General features: G+C 70.1%; 15 protein-coding genes and 1 riboswitch. Of the genes, 4 read left to right on the plus strand and 11 right to left on the minus strand.

All coding sequences use genetic code 11. The annotated features are described in order from the left end of the window. The first annotated feature begins 23 nt into the window (after positions 1-23). Entirely contained in the window at positions 24-566 is a 543-nt protein-coding gene (locus tag ACFYZZ_RS33020) for a PadR family transcriptional regulator (RefSeq protein ID WP_389183831.1), read from the plus strand. On the opposite strand, the gene ACFYZZ_RS33025 is transcribed toward ACFYZZ_RS33020, so the two are convergent. The 5 genes from ACFYZZ_RS33025 to ACFYZZ_RS33045 all read right to left on the minus strand — a co-directional run bounded on the left by ACFYZZ_RS33025 (position 554) and on the right by ACFYZZ_RS33045 (position 5,895). Beyond that, positions 554-1,747: a hypothetical protein gene (locus ACFYZZ_RS33025; protein ID WP_389183833.1), complete on the minus strand. Its 1,194-nt coding sequence runs from the start codon at positions 1,745-1,747 to the stop codon at positions 554-556. The genes ACFYZZ_RS33020 and ACFYZZ_RS33025 overlap by 13 nt on opposite strands. 29 nt (positions 1,748-1,776) lie before the next feature. Continuing rightward, positions 1,777-2,790, minus strand: a complete 1,014-nt coding sequence (locus ACFYZZ_RS33030) for an NlpC/P60 family protein (protein WP_389183836.1) — start codon at positions 2,788-2,790, stop codon at positions 1,777-1,779. 237 nt (positions 2,791-3,027) lie between these two features. Beyond that, complete coding sequence (locus tag ACFYZZ_RS33035; RefSeq protein WP_389183839.1) at positions 3,028-4,062, minus strand: NlpC/P60 family protein; 1,035 nt, start codon at positions 4,060-4,062, stop codon at positions 3,028-3,030. 212 nt (positions 4,063-4,274) lie between these two features. Beyond that, positions 4,275-5,618, minus strand: a complete 1,344-nt coding sequence (locus ACFYZZ_RS33040) for an NYN domain-containing protein (protein WP_389183842.1) — start codon at positions 5,616-5,618, stop codon at positions 4,275-4,277. Between the two features lie 37 nt (positions 5,619-5,655). After that, positions 5,656-5,895, minus strand: a complete 240-nt coding sequence (locus ACFYZZ_RS33045) for a hypothetical protein (protein ID WP_145875323.1) — start codon at positions 5,893-5,895, stop codon at positions 5,656-5,658. A gap of 153 nt (positions 5,896-6,048) precedes the next feature. Here ACFYZZ_RS33045 and ACFYZZ_RS33050 point away from each other — a divergent pair, with 153 nt between their 5' ends. Both ACFYZZ_RS33050 and ACFYZZ_RS33055 read left to right on the plus strand, forming a co-directional pair. Continuing rightward, positions 6,049-6,843 (plus strand): rhomboid family intramembrane serine protease, encoded by a 795-nt coding sequence (locus ACFYZZ_RS33050; protein ID WP_389183845.1) that lies wholly within the window; start codon positions 6,049-6,051, stop codon positions 6,841-6,843. Continuing rightward, the gene (locus ACFYZZ_RS33055) at positions 6,840-7,121 is read left to right on the plus strand and encodes an Lrp/AsnC family transcriptional regulator (RefSeq protein WP_386574341.1); all 282 of its coding nucleotides are present in this window, start codon (positions 6,840-6,842) and stop codon (positions 7,119-7,121) included. The genes ACFYZZ_RS33050 and ACFYZZ_RS33055 overlap by 4 nt, the downstream gene beginning before the upstream one ends. A 35-nt stretch (positions 7,122-7,156) precedes the next feature. On the opposite strand, the gene ACFYZZ_RS33060 is transcribed toward ACFYZZ_RS33055, so the two are convergent. From ACFYZZ_RS33060 to ACFYZZ_RS33085, 6 genes are all read right to left on the minus strand, one after another. Beyond that, on the minus strand, positions 7,157-8,530 hold the full coding sequence (locus tag ACFYZZ_RS33060) for an aminotransferase class V-fold PLP-dependent enzyme (protein WP_389183849.1): 1,374 nt from the start codon (positions 8,528-8,530) through the stop codon (positions 7,157-7,159). A gap of 158 nt (positions 8,531-8,688) precedes the next feature. Beyond that, positions 8,689-8,805: riboswitch (SAM riboswitch) on the minus strand. A gap of 87 nt (positions 8,806-8,892) precedes the next feature. Beyond that, complete coding sequence (trpD, locus tag ACFYZZ_RS33065; RefSeq protein WP_386574343.1) at positions 8,893-9,957, minus strand: anthranilate phosphoribosyltransferase; 1,065 nt, start codon at positions 9,955-9,957, stop codon at positions 8,893-8,895. A gap of 118 nt (positions 9,958-10,075) precedes the next feature. Next, positions 10,076-11,707, minus strand: a complete 1,632-nt coding sequence (locus tag ACFYZZ_RS33070) for a cytochrome bc complex cytochrome b subunit (protein ID WP_389183852.1) — start codon at positions 11,705-11,707, stop codon at positions 10,076-10,078. After that, the gene (locus ACFYZZ_RS33075) at positions 11,704-12,762 is read right to left on the minus strand and encodes a Rieske 2Fe-2S domain-containing protein (RefSeq protein WP_389183855.1); all 1,059 of its coding nucleotides are present in this window, start codon (positions 12,760-12,762) and stop codon (positions 11,704-11,706) included. Before ACFYZZ_RS33075 ends, ACFYZZ_RS33070 begins: the two co-directional genes overlap by 4 nt. Beyond that, positions 12,759-13,571 (minus strand): c-type cytochrome, encoded by an 813-nt coding sequence (locus ACFYZZ_RS33080; RefSeq protein ID WP_389183858.1) that lies wholly within the window; start codon positions 13,569-13,571, stop codon positions 12,759-12,761. The genes ACFYZZ_RS33075 and ACFYZZ_RS33080 overlap by 4 nt, the downstream gene beginning before the upstream one ends. A gap of 62 nt (positions 13,572-13,633) precedes the next feature. Further along, positions 13,634-14,254: a heme-copper oxidase subunit III gene (locus ACFYZZ_RS33085; RefSeq protein WP_386574347.1), complete on the minus strand. Its 621-nt coding sequence runs from the start codon at positions 14,252-14,254 to the stop codon at positions 13,634-13,636. A gap of 146 nt (positions 14,255-14,400) precedes the next feature. Between ACFYZZ_RS33085 and ACFYZZ_RS33090 the strand changes: the two genes are divergently transcribed. Next, positions 14,401-14,802: a hypothetical protein gene (locus ACFYZZ_RS33090; protein ID WP_389183860.1), complete on the plus strand. Its 402-nt coding sequence runs from the start codon at positions 14,401-14,403 to the stop codon at positions 14,800-14,802. The last annotated feature ends 5 nt before the right edge of the window (positions 14,803-14,807 follow it).

Here is a 14,807-nt window from a genome sequence, read left to right on the forward strand (position 1 = left end):
GTCCACTGCAAGGAGGATTTCGCGTGCTGGAGCTGTCGATCCTGGGGTTCCTCGCCGACGAACCCCTGCACGGCTACGAGCTGAAGGAGCGCATCAAGGCGCTGAGCGGGCATGTCCGGCCGGTCAGCGACGGCGCCCTCTACCCGGCCATCAACCGGCTGGTCGCCGCGGGCAAGCTCGACCAGCGCACCGAGGAGGGCGCGAGCGCCGCCCCGCGCCGGGTGCTGTCCCTGACCGGGAAGGGCCGCGCGGACCTGCTGGAGCGGCTGCGCACCCCCAAGCAGGCCGAAATCACCGACCAGGTCCGCTTCAACACCGTCCTCGCCTTCCTGCGGCACCTGGACGACCCGGCCGAGCAGGCCGCGGTGCTGCGCCGGCGCCTGGACTTCCTGGAGGCCCCGGCGAGCTTCTTCTACCGGGACGGGGAGCCGGTCCGCGCGGAGGAGGCGGGTGACCTGTTCCGGCAGGGCATGCTGCGGGTCGCCCGGGCCACCGGCACGGCCGAGCGGGAGTGGCTGCGCGAGGCGATCGAGGTGCTGGGGCAGGTCCCAGGTCAGCGCAGCTGAGCGCGCACGTACTGGCGCCACTCGGCGGTGAACGCCTTGGGCGTGGTCCCGAGCACCTTCTTCAGCGCCTCCTCGACCGCGCCCGCCCGCGTCCGGTGGGCGCCGACGGCCCGGTAGAAGGCGCCGAGCCGGTCCTCGCCCCAGTGGTCGGCGATCATCCGGCAGGCGAGCCAGCCGCTCTCGTAGGACTGGGCGAGGCGGGCGGGGTCGGTGCTGAAGCCGAAGTCCTTGTCGGCGGGGAGACTCGCGGGCACCTTGCCGTCCTGGACCGCGCGGGCCAGTTCCGGTGCGGCCTCGGTGGGGGTGCGGCCGGTGCCGAGGTAGCCGATCCAGTCGGCGTACCCCTCGGAGAGCCACAGCGGGGTGGCGGCGTCGGTGTGCGCGCGGGTGGCCACATGGGTGGTCTCGTGGGTGAGCACGACCTGCTTGCCGACGCTGCCCAGCATCGCGTACGCCTCCGGGTTGACGACCACCCGGTCCGCGGGCGCCCTGCCCGCGCCGCCCACCTCGCCGGTGGTGACGGCGGCGATGCCCCGGTAGCCGGCGGCGGGCGAGCCGAGCAGCCCCGCCATGCCCTCCAGCGTGCGCGGGACGAGGACGACGACCCGGCGGGTCCAGTCCGTGCCCCACGCGCGGGAGACGGCCGGGACCGCGCGGTCGGCGAGCCTCGCGTAGGCGCGCAGGTCGCCGGCGCTCTGACCGGCCCCGAGGACCAGGCTGTGCGCGCCCTTGACGGCGGTCACCCTGCCCTGGTCCCACAGCTGCTCCCCGGCCTTCCGCGCGGGCTTGTCGGCGGTGACGTACCACTTGCCCTCGGCGGTGCGGCTGAGCGCGAGGGTGCGGCGGACGCTGACCGGGGCCCGGTCGTAGCCGGCGATCCGGTAGCGCAGCTCGGCGTCGGCGGTGGCGCCCGGGCCGTCACCGTGCACGGCGGTCACCCGGTAGGCCCAGGCGGCCAGCGGGAGCGCGCGCAGGCGGACGAACGCGGTCCGGGTGCCCGTCCTGCCGTACGCCGTCTCGTCGTGCCCGAGCAGGGCCGCGGAGCGCCGGTCGAGCACCTGCTGCACCTCGGCCGTGGCCGGGTCGGCCGCCATCCGGCCGCCGCATCCGGCGAGGGGCGCCGCGAGCAGCAGACAGAGCCCCGCCGCCGCGGCGCGCCACACCCTTCTACGACCAGCCATTTCCCGATCGTACGGTGCGCGGCGGGAGGTCAGGGACGGGTGACCGAGGAGACGGGCATCATGCCGACCGGGTCGTAGCGCACCGGCGCGCCCGGGTAGGGGGCGTGGATGACCTGGCCGTTGCCGACGTACATCGCCACATGGCTGGCGTCGGAGCGGTAGACGACCAGGTCGCCGGGGCGCGCCTGGGAGAGCGGGATCTGCCGGCCGGCGTACCGCTGCTCCTGGGAGGTGCGCGGCAGATGGATGCCGGCGTGCCCGTACGACCACTGCATCAGGCCCGAGCAGTCGAAGCCGGAGGGGCCGGTCGCGCCCCACACGTAGGGGCGGCCGAGGGCGGAGCGGGCGGCGGCGACGGCGGCCGCCGCGCGGGCGTCGGGGGCGACGGCGCCGGACAGGTCGACGCGGTCGGAGCCGTCGGAGCGGGAGGCCCGGTCGTAGGCGGCGCGTTCGGCGGCGGGCAGGGAGTTGATCAGCTGCTGGGCCCTGGCGAGCTTCTTCTCCACGGTCCGCTTGTGCGTGGCGACCGCCCTGCGGCTCTGCTCCAGCGCGGCGAGCTTCCCGGCGGCCTCGGCGCGCTCCTGGGCCAGCTCGCGCATCGCCGCGCTCAACTCGCGCAGCCGGCCCGCCTGCTGGGCGCCGATGCGGTCGAGGGTGGCCGCCTTGTCCAGGTAGTCGTCGGGGTCGTCGGAGAAGAGCAGGGCGACGGCCGGGTCGATGCCGCCGGCGCGGTACTGGGCGCCGGCCAGCGAACCGAGCCGCTCGCGCAGGGTGTTGATGCGCTGCTGCTGCCGGGCGATGTGGTCCTGGTCGTCCCGGACCTCCCGGCGCAGCACGTCGGCCCGCTCGTCGGCCTTGTCGTAGGCCTGGGTCGCCCTCTCGACCTCCTCGTAGAGGCGGTCCACCTCGGCACGGGTGTCCCCGTGCGGCGCTGCTTGGGCGGGTACGGCGCCGAGCGTGGCGGCCGCGGCCGACAACACGCACAGGGCGACGCCGGCGCCCCGGTTGAACCCGGACAGTGCAAGGCGGCGATGGGACCCCACGGCAGTCCTTCTGCTGGCGGACAGAGACAGCTTCCCCGGCGCCGGGGACGGGGAGGCCCCTGCGCCGGGGAATCGCGGCAGACAGTAGCCGTGCGGAAGGACCGCGCCGAACGGCGTCGAGCGGCGCACACACGCGACGCCCCGCCCTGACGCAGGTCATGGGCGGGGCGTGGAGTCAGTCTCGGTTCATCGGATTCGCCCGTTCGGGCGCCACCGAGTCAGCGTCGCGCGGGTGAATCAGATCCGGACGCCGAACTCGAACGTCATGTTGCTCATCGCCTCGTAGCGCACCACCGCGCCGGTGTGCGGAGCGTGCAGCACTTGGCCGTTGCCCGCATACAGGCCGACGTGGTGGAAGTCGCCGTAGAAGATGACGAGGTCGCCGACCTTGAGCTGGCTTTGGTCGTAGATGCGCGTGCCGGCGTTGGCCTGCGCCTCGGAGGTGCGCGGAATCGAGACGCCGGCCTGGGCGTAGGCCCAGGAGGTCAGGCCCGAGCAGTCGAACGAGGAGGGGCCGGAGGCGCCGTAGACGTACGGCGAGCCGATCTTGCTCTGGGCGGCGGAGAAGGCGGCCGAGGCGCGGTCGGAGGCGGGCGGGGCGTCGCCGAGGTCCACCCGCTCGGTGGAGGAGCGGTTGGCGCGCGCCTGCTCGGCGGCGAGCGCGGCCTTCTCCTTGGCGGTCAGGGTGTTGAGCAGCTTCTGGGCCTCGGCGAGCTTGCCCTGGACTTCCTTCTTCTTGTTGCCCAGCTCGGTGCGGGTGGCGGCGAGGTCCTTGAGCTTGTCGGTGGCCTCGGCCCGCTCCTGGGCGAGTTCGCGCTGTTTGTCCTGAATCTTCTTCAGGGCCTCGACCTGCTGGCTGCTCAACTGGTCGAGCGTGGAGGCCTTGTCGAGGAAGTCGTCCGGGTTGGAGGACAGGAAGAGCTGGACCGAGGAATCTATGCCACCGGAGCGGTACTGGGCGGTCGCCAGCGAACCCAGGCCGTCGCGGAGCTTGTTCAGCTCCTGCTGGCCGCGGGCCACGTTGTCCTGGATGGTGGAGATTTCCTTCTGCAGCTTCTGCTGCTTCTCCTTGGCCCCGTTGTACTTCTCGGTGGCCTGCTCCGCCTGCTCGTAGAGCTTGTCGACCTTCGCCTTGACCTCGTCCTTGCCGAGCTTCTCGCTCGGGGCGGCATTGGCGGCGTTCGCGCTGAGCGCGACGGCAGCGGCGGCTGCGGTGGTCAGCACGGTGACACGCGTGCGACTCGGCTGCTTGGGTCGACGATGGGACGCCACGGAGGACGAACTCCTTCTTGTGAGTGATCACCCGTTCGGAGGTTCGAGCCCAGACCCTAGTGACCCAGCTGTGATCAGTTCAAATCCTCGCGGCAAAAAACCCTGTGACGCAATGCATTCTTTGCACATAACTCACATGCAGTGAGGCGTGATTGACCCTACGTGGCGTGAGAGTCGGGCCAATTCGGGCATTGCGTATGCGTGTCGGACCTTCAGGACAGTCGCTTCAGAAGTACCGCAGAGGCGACGGGACGGGCACCGGCCCTGGCGACCCCGTCGGCCACCTCCCGGTCGGTCGAGGCGACGATGACCGGACGGCCCGGCGGCTCCGCGCGCACCAGCTGGCGGATCAGCTCGTCGGCCGTGACGCCCGGCTTGGAGAACAGCACCCGCACCCCGCGCGGCGGCGCGAGCAGCACCGGCGCGGCCAGTTCGGCACCGTCGAAGACACAGGTCACCTCGGCACCGGTCTGCGCGGCGAGCGCCGAGAGCTGCCCCAGGAGCCGCAGCCGCTGCTTCTCCAGCGGCATCTGCGGATAACCGGTCTTGGTGACGTTGTAGCCGTCGACGACCAGATGGGCCTGCGGCAGCGCGAGCAGCTGGTCCAGGATCGCCGGGTCGTTCTCGGACAGGGCCCGGGCCGCGATGTCCTTCGGGGTCATACGTCCCGGTTCGACCGCGTCCACGGTCTCGGCCGGGCGCACGGAGACCGGAGGCAGCGCGAGTTCGCGCCGCAGCCCCTGGGTGGCGTCCAGCAGGGTGTCGAGCAGCAGCCGTACCCGCATGTCCTCGACGCTGCGCCCCTCGCGGGCCGCCCGGCGGGTGGCCTCCAGCGCGGCCTCGGCCTCGCCCAGGCGGGCCTTGAGCCGGCGGGACTCGCTCTCGGCGACCGACAGCTGTGCCTGCCCCTCGGCGCGTACGGCCTCGATCTCGCCCTGGACCTTGCGCAGCGCGGCCTCGCCGCGCTTGACGTCGCTGAGCGCGGCACGGAGCTTGCGGTGCAGCGACTCCGCTTCCTTCTTCGCCGACTCCAGTTCGGTGCGCAGCCGTTCGGTCTCGGTCCGGGTCTGCGTCCGGGCCTCGGCCAGCTCCTCGCGCAGCCGCTCCAGCTCGGCCCGGCTCTCCTCGTCGGCCCGCTCGGCGTCCGCGCGCTGGGCCTCCTCGCCGGCCGCGGTGACCAGCTTCACCCAGCCCGCCGGGCGCAGTACATAGGCCGCGGCCGCCACGTCGAGCGGGTCCGCGGCCGGGGGCGGCGAGCCGGAGTCCAGGGCGCCGGACAGCTCCGGCTGCGCCTCTCTGAACTTCTCCCCGATCCGCTGCCTGAAGAGCGGATCGGTCTCCAGCGCGGCCGCCATCGCGTTCCCGGCGAACTTGGCCCGCCGGTTCGGGGCGAACCGGGCGTACTGCCGCAATTGGGCGGGCAGTTCCGCGACGGTCAGGCCGCCGAACCCGTCCGCGACGATCTGCACGACCCGTCGGCGCACGCCGTCGGGCAGCGGACGGTCAAGCACCTCAGCGGTGCCGTCGCCCGGCCCCCCGCCTGCGGTCTCCACCATCCGTCACACCCCAATACCTGTACGGGGCCCGCTCCGCTCAGGAGCCGGCGCCCGGCCTGTCCACGAGTTCCACCTGGTCCACCGCGTTGCACCAGCGACAGCGGACCGAGTCGATGGTCTCACTGACCACCTCGCGTTCCTCGACCGTCGGCTCACCGGCGAGGTCGAGGTGGACGTACTCGACGACCTTCGACGAGCGGGTCACATCGAAGCGGGTGAGGTTGCCACAGAGGGTGCAGCGCCATCGCGTCGTGGCGGTCGGCAGGGGAACCGTCATCGTGACTGTTCGCTTCCTTCTCGGGTCGGTCCGCGCCGCTCCTCGACGCGTGTGGCTCGTAACCCTACGGCCTGGCGGGTACTCACCGCCCGTCCGTCCGGGGCGGCGAGGCGGTCTGTCAGGTTGCGTCCCCTTACGTCATGCTCTGTAGTCATGATCAACGCCTGGAGCACGACGGCCGGCCGCACACTCAGGGCGCTCCGGGACACCCCCGCGCCGATGACGCACGCCCTCATCGCCGTGTGCTCCCTGATCTTCGTCCTCGGACCGGCCTCCGGGCTCACTCCGGCGTACGGCTCCGCGGACGCGCTGCCGGCCGCGCAACGCGCGTACTTCCGGCACTGGGGCGTGGTCCCGGCGGACCTGTTCGAGGAGCCCGTCCGGGAGGCCCTGACCCCGGTCACCGCGCTGTTCGTGCACGGCAGCTGGGTGCATCTGCTCGGCAACATGCTCTTCCTCTTCGTCTTCGGGATGATGACCGAGGAACGAATGGGCCGGGTGGAGTTCACCCTGTTCTACGTCTGCTGCGGCTACCTGGCCCTGCTGGGCTACGCGGCCGCCAACGCCACCTCCGAGCAGTCGCTGGTGGGCGCGTCCGGGGCGATCTCGGCGGTCCTCGGCGCGTTCCTCTATCTGTTTCCCCGCGCCCGTGTCACCAGTCTGCTCCCCTTCCTGTTCTTCCTGCCGATGCGCTTCCCGGCCTGGGTGGTGCTGCCCTTCTGGGCAGCGCTGCAGTGGCTGGCGGCGGGGCGCTCCGGTGAGGGGCCCGGGGTGGCCTACCTCGCGCACCTGGTCGGCTTCGGGGTCGGGTTCGGTTACGCGTGGGTGCGGTACCGGAAAAAGGAGGGCCCGAAGGGCGGCTTTGGAAGGGTGGCGGTGGGAGACGGGCGGGCGACTAAAGTGAAGTGCGCACCGGCTCCGGCACCCGAGGGAGAGAACCCGTCGTGATCACCGCGATCGTCCTGATCAAGACCAGCGTGGACCGGATCCCCGAGATCGCGGAGCAGATCGCTTCGCTGGATTCGGTGAGCGAGGTCTTCTCCGTCACCGGTACGTACGACCTGATCGCCATGGTGCGGGTGCGGCAGCACGAGGATCTGGCCGACGTGATCCCGGGGCGGATCAGCAAGATCCCCGGGGTCGAGGCCACGGACACGCACGTCGCCTTCCGTACGTACTCGCAGCACGACCTCGAGGCGGCCTTCTCGATCGGCTTGGACAACTGATCGGCTGAAGACCGCCCCACCAGGCGTTCAGAGACTCACACCGCCGGGACGCAGCGGCCTTCCTCCGTGCGGTACGTCCACTTCGCGCCCTCGGTCACCAGTTCCTTCACCGCCGTGACGAAGCGCTCCACGTGCTCGTCGGGGGTGCCCGCGCCGAAGCTCACGCGGATCGCGTTCAGGGACTTCTCGCCCGGCGTGGCCTCGGGGGCGCCGCACTCGCCCTGGGCCTGGGGGTCGGAGCCGAGGAGGGTGCGGACCAGGGGGTGGGCGCAGAACAGGCCGTCGCGGACGCCGATGCCGTACTCGGCGGAGAGGGCGGCGGCGAAGTGGGAGCTGTTCCAGCCGTCCACGACGAAGCTGATCACGCCGACCCGCGGGGCGTCGTCCCCGAAGAGGGAGAGAACCCGGACCTCGGGCACTTCGGCCAGGCCGGCCCGCACCTTCGCGATCAGGTGCTGCTCGCGGGCGACCAGCGTGTCGAAGCCGGCCTCCGTCAGGGCCTTGCAGGCGGAGGCGATGGAGTAGGCGCCGATGACGTTCGGGGAGCCGGCCTCGTGGCGGGCGGCGCTCTCGTGCCACTCCACGGCCACTCCCCCGTCCTCGCGCCGGGTCACCTTGCGGCTGGCGCCGCCGCCCGCGAGGTACGGCTCGGCCGCGACCAGCCAGTCGGCGCGGCCGGCCAGGACGCCGGAGCCGAAGGGGGCGTACAGCTTGTGGCCGGAGAAGGCGACCCAGTCGACGTCGAGGTCCTGGACCGACACGGGGTGGTGCGGGGCCAGCTGGGCGGCGTCCAGGACGATCCGGGCACCGTGCGCGTGGGCCGCGGCGGCCAGCTCGCGCACCGGCCACAGCTCGCCGGTGACGTTGGAGGCACCGGTGACGCAGACCAGGGCCGGGCCGTAAGGGTCGCGGTCGGCGAGGGCCCGCTCCAGGGTCTCGACGGCCTGCCGCGGGGTGCGCGGGGCGTTGAGGTAGGTGACGCGGGCGTCCCGCCAGGGCAGCAGGGAGGCGTGGTGCTCGGTCTCGAAGACGAAGACCTGGCAGTCGGCGGGCAGCGCTGCGGCGAGGAGGTTCAGGGAGTCCGTGGTCGAGCGGGTGAAGACCACCTGGTCGGCCGCGCGGCAGTCGAGGAACTCGGCGACCGTCCTGCGGGCGTTCTCGAACAGGTCGGTGGAGAGCTGGGAAAGGTAGCCGGCGCCGCGGTGGACGCTGCCGTAGTACGGCGCGTAGGCCGCCACGTCGTCCCAGACGCGCTGGAGGGCGGGGGCGCTGGCCGCGTAGTCGAGCGCCGCGTAGGTGACTTCGCCGCCGGTCACGAGCGGGACGGTGACATCACGGCCCAGAACAGGCAGAGCCCCCGAAATGTCACGGCAAACGGACTGGTCGGCGGCAGCGGTGAAGACGGACATGGCGAGCTCCTGTGAGAGGCAAGGCGGAACCACGTGAGCGCGTACGGCTCGAACGTGGGGAAGGTGAAAGGGGTACGCGGAGGCGGGGCTCTACGCCCTATCGCATTCGCTTGCTCACAGAAGGCTCCCTCGACGACCAGGACCCCTGGTGTGCGAGGGGTCCGCGCTTGCCGCAGACCTCACTGCCTGCGGCCTGGTCTTCACCCGGGGCACCCCGCCACGGACGGAGGGTTGCCGGACAGTCGGCCGGGGCCTCATGACTGTCACTCATGACCTGTTCAGGAACGTAGCCGAGCTGATCGCCGCCGCGCAACTTCTGTCCGGATCCCGGGACACCCGCTACGACGGCGATCAGCCGCCCGCTACTTGTTGCTGGCCGCCACCCACCGCTCCAGCGTCCGCTTCGCCTCGCCCGAGTCGATCGACACGGCCGCCTTGGCCATGCCGGCGCGAAGCTGCTCGGCGAGGGGGGCCTCGGTCGGGTCGAGGGCCACCAGGGCGGCCGCCGAGTTCAGCAGGACCGCGTCCCGGACCGGGCCCTGCTCGCCGTCCAGCAGGCGGCGGGCGACCTCCGCGTTGTACGACGCGTCGGCGCCGCGCAGGGCCTCCACGGGGACGAGGTCGATGCCGACGTCCCGCGGGTCGAAGCTCTCCTCCGTGACCTTGCCGTCCCGGACCACCCACACCCGGGAGGTGGACGTGGTCGTCAGCTCGTCCAGGCCGTCGTCGCCCCGGAAGACCAGGGCGGAGTTGCCGCGCTCGGCGAGGACCCCGGCCACGATCGGCGCCATCCGGGGGTCGGCGACACCGACCGCCTGGGCGCGCACCCTGGCCGGGTTGGTGAGCGGGCCGAGCACGTTGAAGGTCGTACGGATCCCCAACTGGCCGCGGGCCGCGGCGGCATGACGCAGCGCCGGGTGGAACTTCACCGCGAAGCAGATGGTGATGCCGGCCTCTTCGGCGACCTCGGCGACCCGCTTCGGGGTCAGGTTCAGGTTGATCCCGAGCTTCTCCAGGACGTCGGAGGACCCGGAGGCGGAGGACGCGGCGCGGTTGCCGTGCTTGACGACCTTCGCTCCGGTGCCGGCGACGACGATCGACGACATCGTGGAGATGTTCACCGTCTTGGCGCCGTCACCGCCGGTGCCGACGATGTCGACGGCCGGCCCGGGTACCTCGATCACGTTGGCGTGCTCGTACATGGTCCGCACGAGTCCGGTGATCTCCTCCACCGTCTCGCCCTTGGACCGCAGGGCCACCAGGAACCCGGCGATCTGCGCGTCGGTCGCCTCGCCGCTCATGATCAGGTCCATCGCCCAGGCCGTGTCGTCGGCGGACAGGTCCCGGCCGTCCAGCAGCCCGTTCAGCAGGGCGGGCCAGGAACGGCCCGCCGCGGTGTCGCCTCCAGCGGGGGTCACAGCGCTCATGGCCGCTCCTGGGTGTCTAGAAGAACAGTGTGGTCCCACCCTATCCAGCGCGGGACACGGCGAAGGGCCCCGTCCGCGTTGCGGACGGGGCCCTCGGCGTGGCGTGGCGACGCGGGGATCAGTGGTGGCCGTGGCCGCTCGTGATCTCCTTGTACTCCTCGACGGTCGGCTTCGGGATCTGGTTGTCCTCGCCGTAGTAGGCGTTGCTGAGCTTGGCGCGCAGCTTCTCGGACTTCTTCACCTTGCGCTCGACACCGTTCTCGTCGACCGTCGGGCCGATCTCGGCCGGCTCGTACTGGTGGTGAGCCGTGAGGGTGTGCAGCTGCTCCTGGCTGAGCGGCTCGTGCACCTCGATGAACTCACCGTGCGGCAGGCGCTTGATGATGCCGGTCTCGCGACCGTGCAGCACCTTGTCGCGGTCGCGGCGCTGCAGGCCGAGGCAGATCCGCTTGGTGAGGATGAACGCGATGACCGGTCCGGCGAAGAAGGAGATCCGGACGAACCAGGTCACGGCGTTGATCGACAGGCTGAAGTGGGTGGCGATGAGGTCGTTGCCACCACCGACCAGGCCGACCATGTACACGGTGATCCAGGCGACACCGAACGCGGTACGCGTCGGGGCGTTGCGCGGGCGGTCCAGGATGTGGTGCTCGCTCTTGTCGCCGGTGACCCAGGACTCGATGAACGGGTAGACCGCGATCACGCCCAGGACCAGGCCGAAGAGCACCAGCGGGATGAACACGCCCAGGACGAGCGTGTGACCCCAGAAGTTGATCTCCCAGCCCGGCATGTAGCGGACCAGACCCTCGGCGAAGCCCATGTACCAGTCGGGCTGGGCGCCGGTGGACACCTGGTCGGGGCGGTAGGGGCCCATGGCCCAGATCGGGTTGATCTGGGTCACCGCGGCGATGGCCGCGATCACACCGAAGACCAGGAAGAAGAAGCCTCCGGCCTTGGCCATGTACACCGGCAGCAGCGGCATGCCGACGACGTTCTTGTTCGTCTTTCCGGGACCCGCGAACTGCGTGTGCTTGTGGTAGAAGACCAGGATCAGGTGGCCCACCATCAGGCCGAGCATGATGCCCGGCAGCAGCAGGATGTGGATCGAGTAGAACCGGGCGACGAAGTCGTGACCGGGGAACTCGCCGCCGAAGAGGAAGAACGAGATGTAGGTGCCGACGATCGGCATCGACAGGATCGCGCCCTCGGTGAAGCGGACACCGGTGCCGGAGAGCAGGTCGTCCGGGAGCGAGTAACCGGTGAAGCCGGTGAACATGCCCAGGACGAACAGCAGGAAGCCGAACAGCCAGTTGATCTCACGCGGCTTGCGGAACGCGCCGGTGAAGAACACGCGCATCATGTGCACGAACATGCCGGCGAGGAAGATCAGCGCGGCCCAGTGGTGGATCTGCCGGATGAGCAGACCACCGCGCACGTCGAAGGAGATGTGCAGGGTCGAGTTGAACGCCTCGGACATCAGCTGTCCCTGGAGCGGGACGTAGCTGCCGTGGTACTCCACCTCGTTCATCGACGGGTGGAAGAACAGCGTCAGGTAGACACCGGTCAGGATGATGATGAGGAAGCTGTACATGCAGACTTCGCCCAACATGAACGACCAGTGGTCGGGGAAGATCTTGCGCATGTTGGACTTGGCCAGGGAGTAGATCCCGAGCCGTCCGTCGGCCCAGTCGGCGACGCGCTCGCCGGCGGGCGCCTTGCCGCGTCGCTCGTTGTTCGCGTTGGTGCTCATCCGCGCTCCCAGAATGCAGGACCGACGGGCTCTTCGAAGTCGCCGAGCGCCTCGAGGTAACCCTCGTCGTTCACGCCGATGCGGAGCTGCGGCAGGGCGTGACCGGCGGGGCCGAAGATCACTCGGGCACCGTCGGAGAGGTCGAAGGTGGACTGGTGGCACGGGCACAGCACGTGGTGCGTCTGCTGCTCGTACAGGGAGATCGGGCAACCCACGTGGGTGCAGATCTTCGAGAACGCGACGATGCCCTCGTGCGACCACTCGAGCTCGCGCTTGTCCTTGATGTTGTCCGGCTGCAGCCGGACGATCATCAGGGCCGCCTTGGCGATCTCGTTCTGGAAGTCCTCCTGTGCCTCCTCCAGGCCCTCGGGCTTGGCGAAGGTCAGCGAACCGACGGCGACGTCCTCGGGACGCAGCGGCTGGTTCGTGTTCATGTTGACGAGCAGCTTGCCCTTGGCCCACAGCGTGTGGCGCAGCGAGGTGCCGGGCAGCGGGCCGAGGTCGCGCAGCAGCATGACGCCGGAGAGCGGCACCATGGCCAGCGCACCGAACATCGTGTTGCGGATCAGCTTGCGGCGGCCGAGCGCCGACTCCTTGGCTCCCTGCTTGAAGTCCGCGTGGACCTGCGCACGGACCTCGGGAGAGGCGGCGATCGCGTGCCGGTCGTCGGCGACCTCGACGTCGGACATCAGGGTGCGGGCCCAGTGGACCGCACCCGCGCCGATGCAGAACAGCGCCGTACCGAGGGTCAGACCGAGCGCGAAGTTCAGCGCGCTGATGTGACCCAGCGGGAAGACGAAGATCGCCTTGTCCTGCGGGACCGCCACGTACGCGGCGATGAAGCCGACGGTGGCCAGCATCGACACCGTGAACAGCAGGGCGACGGCGCGCTCGGACCGCTTGGCGGCCCGCTCGTCGATGTCCTGGATCCGGTGCTCGTGGGGCGGCAGCCCCGGGTCCGCGAACGGGTTCTTCTCGTCCGCGACGCTCACGACGCCGTGCGCGTGCTCCTGCTCAGCGGGCAGGTTCTCTTCTGGAATGTCTTGGCTACTCATGACTTCTTGGCCTTTGCGGTCCGAGCGGCGACCCAGACGGCTACCGCGATCAGCGCACCGAGGCCGAAGACCCATGCGAACAGGCCCTCAGTGACCGGACCGAGGCCACCCAGCTCCATGCCGCCCGGCTGCTCCGTCTCGCTGCTGTTGATCGCGTGCAGGTACGCGATGATGTCCTTCTTGTTCTTCTCCGACATCGTGGTGTCGGGGAAGGACGGCATGTTCTGCGGGCCCGTCTGCATGGCCTCGTAGATGTGCTTCGGGTCGACGCCCGACAGGTCCGGCGCGAACTTGCCCTCGGTGAGGGCACCACCCTTGCCGGTGAAGTTGTGGCACTGCGCGCAGTTGGTGCGGAACAGCTCGCCACCCTTGGCGATGTCCGCACCCTCAGGGCCGTACTGCTCCTTCGTCGGCACCTCGGGACCGGCGCCCAGCGAGGCGATGTACGCCGCGAGCTGGTCGATCTCGGCCTGGGTGTAGATGTTCTTCTTCTTTACGACCTGCGGGCCCTGCGAGGTGGCGGCCGGCATACGGCCGGTCGCGACCTGGAAGTCGACCGCGGCAGCGCCCACGCCGATCAGGCTCGGGCCGTCGGAGGAGCCCTGGCCACCGGTGCCGTGGCAGCTGGCGCAGCCGACCTGGTAGAGCCTCTTGCCCTCCTTGATGGTCAGGGACTGGGAGGTTTCATCGGCCTGCGCCTTGCTCGCGGGCGCGAACGCGGCGTACAGCCCCCCAGTGGCCGCCAGCGCGAAGAGTAGGACGACGACCGCCGCCAGCGGATGGCGTCGTCGTGCGGAGAGCTTTTTCACGGATTACCCCGGTGTCAGGATCTTCTGCGTCGATGCTTCTGGATGTGCGGGAGCGGTCCCGGCTACTTGATCAGGTAGATCGTGGCGAAAAGGCCGATCCAGACCACATCGACGAAGTGCCAGTAGTAGGACACGACGATGGCGGCGGTCGCCTGCTCGTGGGTGAACCTCTTGGCCATGTAGGTGCGGCCCAGGACAAACAGGAAGGCGATGAGACCGCCCGTCACGTGCATGCCGTGGAACCCGGTGGTCAGGTAGAACACCGAGCCGTACGGGCCGGAGGACAGGGAGATCCCGTCCTTCTTCACCAGCTCGGTGTACTCGTAGATCTGACCGCCGATGAAGATCGCACCCATGATGAAGGTGAGGATGAACCAGCCACGGAGCTTCTTCACGTCCCCGCGCTCGGCGGCGAACACGCCGAGCTGGCAGGTGAGCGAGGAGAGCACCAGGATCGTGGTGTTCGTCGCGGAGAAGGGCACGTTGAGCGCGTGTGCCTGCTCCGTCCAGTACGCCGGTCCGGTCACCGACCGGAGGGTGAAGTACATCGCGAAGAGGGCCGCGAAGAACATCAGCTCGGAACTCAGCCAGATGATGGTTCCGACGCTGGTGAGGTTCGGTCGGTTGACCGACGGGTGCGCGTGCCCGGTTTCTACTGTCGTTGCTGTCGCCACGACCGACATTATGTCGGTCGCTTATCCCGCCCTCACTCCGGGGGGTGCCGTTCGGAGTGTTGCTGCCCGCCGAACCGGTGTTGACGTGGTGTTCATGGGAGTAACATCCGCCCCGAACGGCCCTGTCCGTACGACGCTGACGTCTCGGAGGAAGCATGCAGCCGACCGCTACGGTGCTGGTGTACAGCGACGACTCCAACACACGGGAACAGGTGCGGTTGGCCTCCGGCCGCAGGCCGGCTCCCGACGTGCCCCAGGTCGAGTTCGTGGAGTGTGCGACTCCTGAGGCCGTGCTGCGGGAGCTGGCCAAGGGCGGCATCGACGTGTGCGTGCTCGACGGTGAGGCCGTGCCCATGGGGGGCATGGGGGTGTGCCGGCAGATCAAGGACGAGGTGTTCAACTGCCCGCCTGTGCTGCTGTTGATGGGGCGGCCTCAGGATGCGTGGCTCGCTACGTGGAGTCGGGCCGATGCGGCGGTCACCTCGCCGGTGGATCCGGTGGAGTTCGCCTCGGCCTTGGCCGGTCTGCTCCGTCAGAAGCGGTTGCTGAGCGCCTAGCGGGG

Source organism: Streptomyces sp. NPDC001816 (assembly GCF_042892235.1).
GTDB lineage: Bacteria > Actinomycetota > Actinomycetes > Streptomycetales > Streptomycetaceae > Streptomyces.

Coding starts and splice junctions, on each gene's coding strand:
- ACFYZZ_RS33075 (WP_389183855.1), bottom strand. CDS start 12,762: ATGAGTAGCCAAGACATTCCAGAAGAGAACCTGCCCGCTGAGCAGGAG.
- ACFYZZ_RS33090 (WP_389183860.1), top strand. CDS start 14,401: ATGCAGCCGACCGCTACGGTGCTGGTGTACAGCGACGACTCCAACACA.
- ACFYZZ_RS33025 (WP_389183833.1), bottom strand. CDS start 1,747: ATGGCTGGTCGTAGAAGGGTGTGGCGCGCCGCGGCGGCGGGGCTCTGT.
- ACFYZZ_RS33050 (WP_389183845.1), top strand. CDS start 6,049: ATGATCAACGCCTGGAGCACGACGGCCGGCCGCACACTCAGGGCGCTC.
- trpD (WP_386574343.1), bottom strand. CDS start 9,957: ATGAGCGCTGTGACCCCCGCTGGAGGCGACACCGCGGCGGGCCGTTCC.
- ACFYZZ_RS33070 (WP_389183852.1), bottom strand. CDS start 11,707: ATGAGCACCAACGCGAACAACGAGCGACGCGGCAAGGCGCCCGCCGGC.
- ACFYZZ_RS33040 (WP_389183842.1), bottom strand. CDS start 5,618: ATGGTGGAGACCGCAGGCGGGGGGCCGGGCGACGGCACCGCTGAGGTG.
- ACFYZZ_RS33045 (WP_145875323.1), bottom strand. CDS start 5,895: ATGACGGTTCCCCTGCCGACCGCCACGACGCGATGGCGCTGCACCCTC.
- ACFYZZ_RS33060 (WP_389183849.1), bottom strand. CDS start 8,530: ATGTCCGTCTTCACCGCTGCCGCCGACCAGTCCGTTTGCCGTGACATT.
- ACFYZZ_RS33085 (WP_386574347.1), bottom strand. CDS start 14,254: ATGTCGGTCGTGGCGACAGCAACGACAGTAGAAACCGGGCACGCGCAC.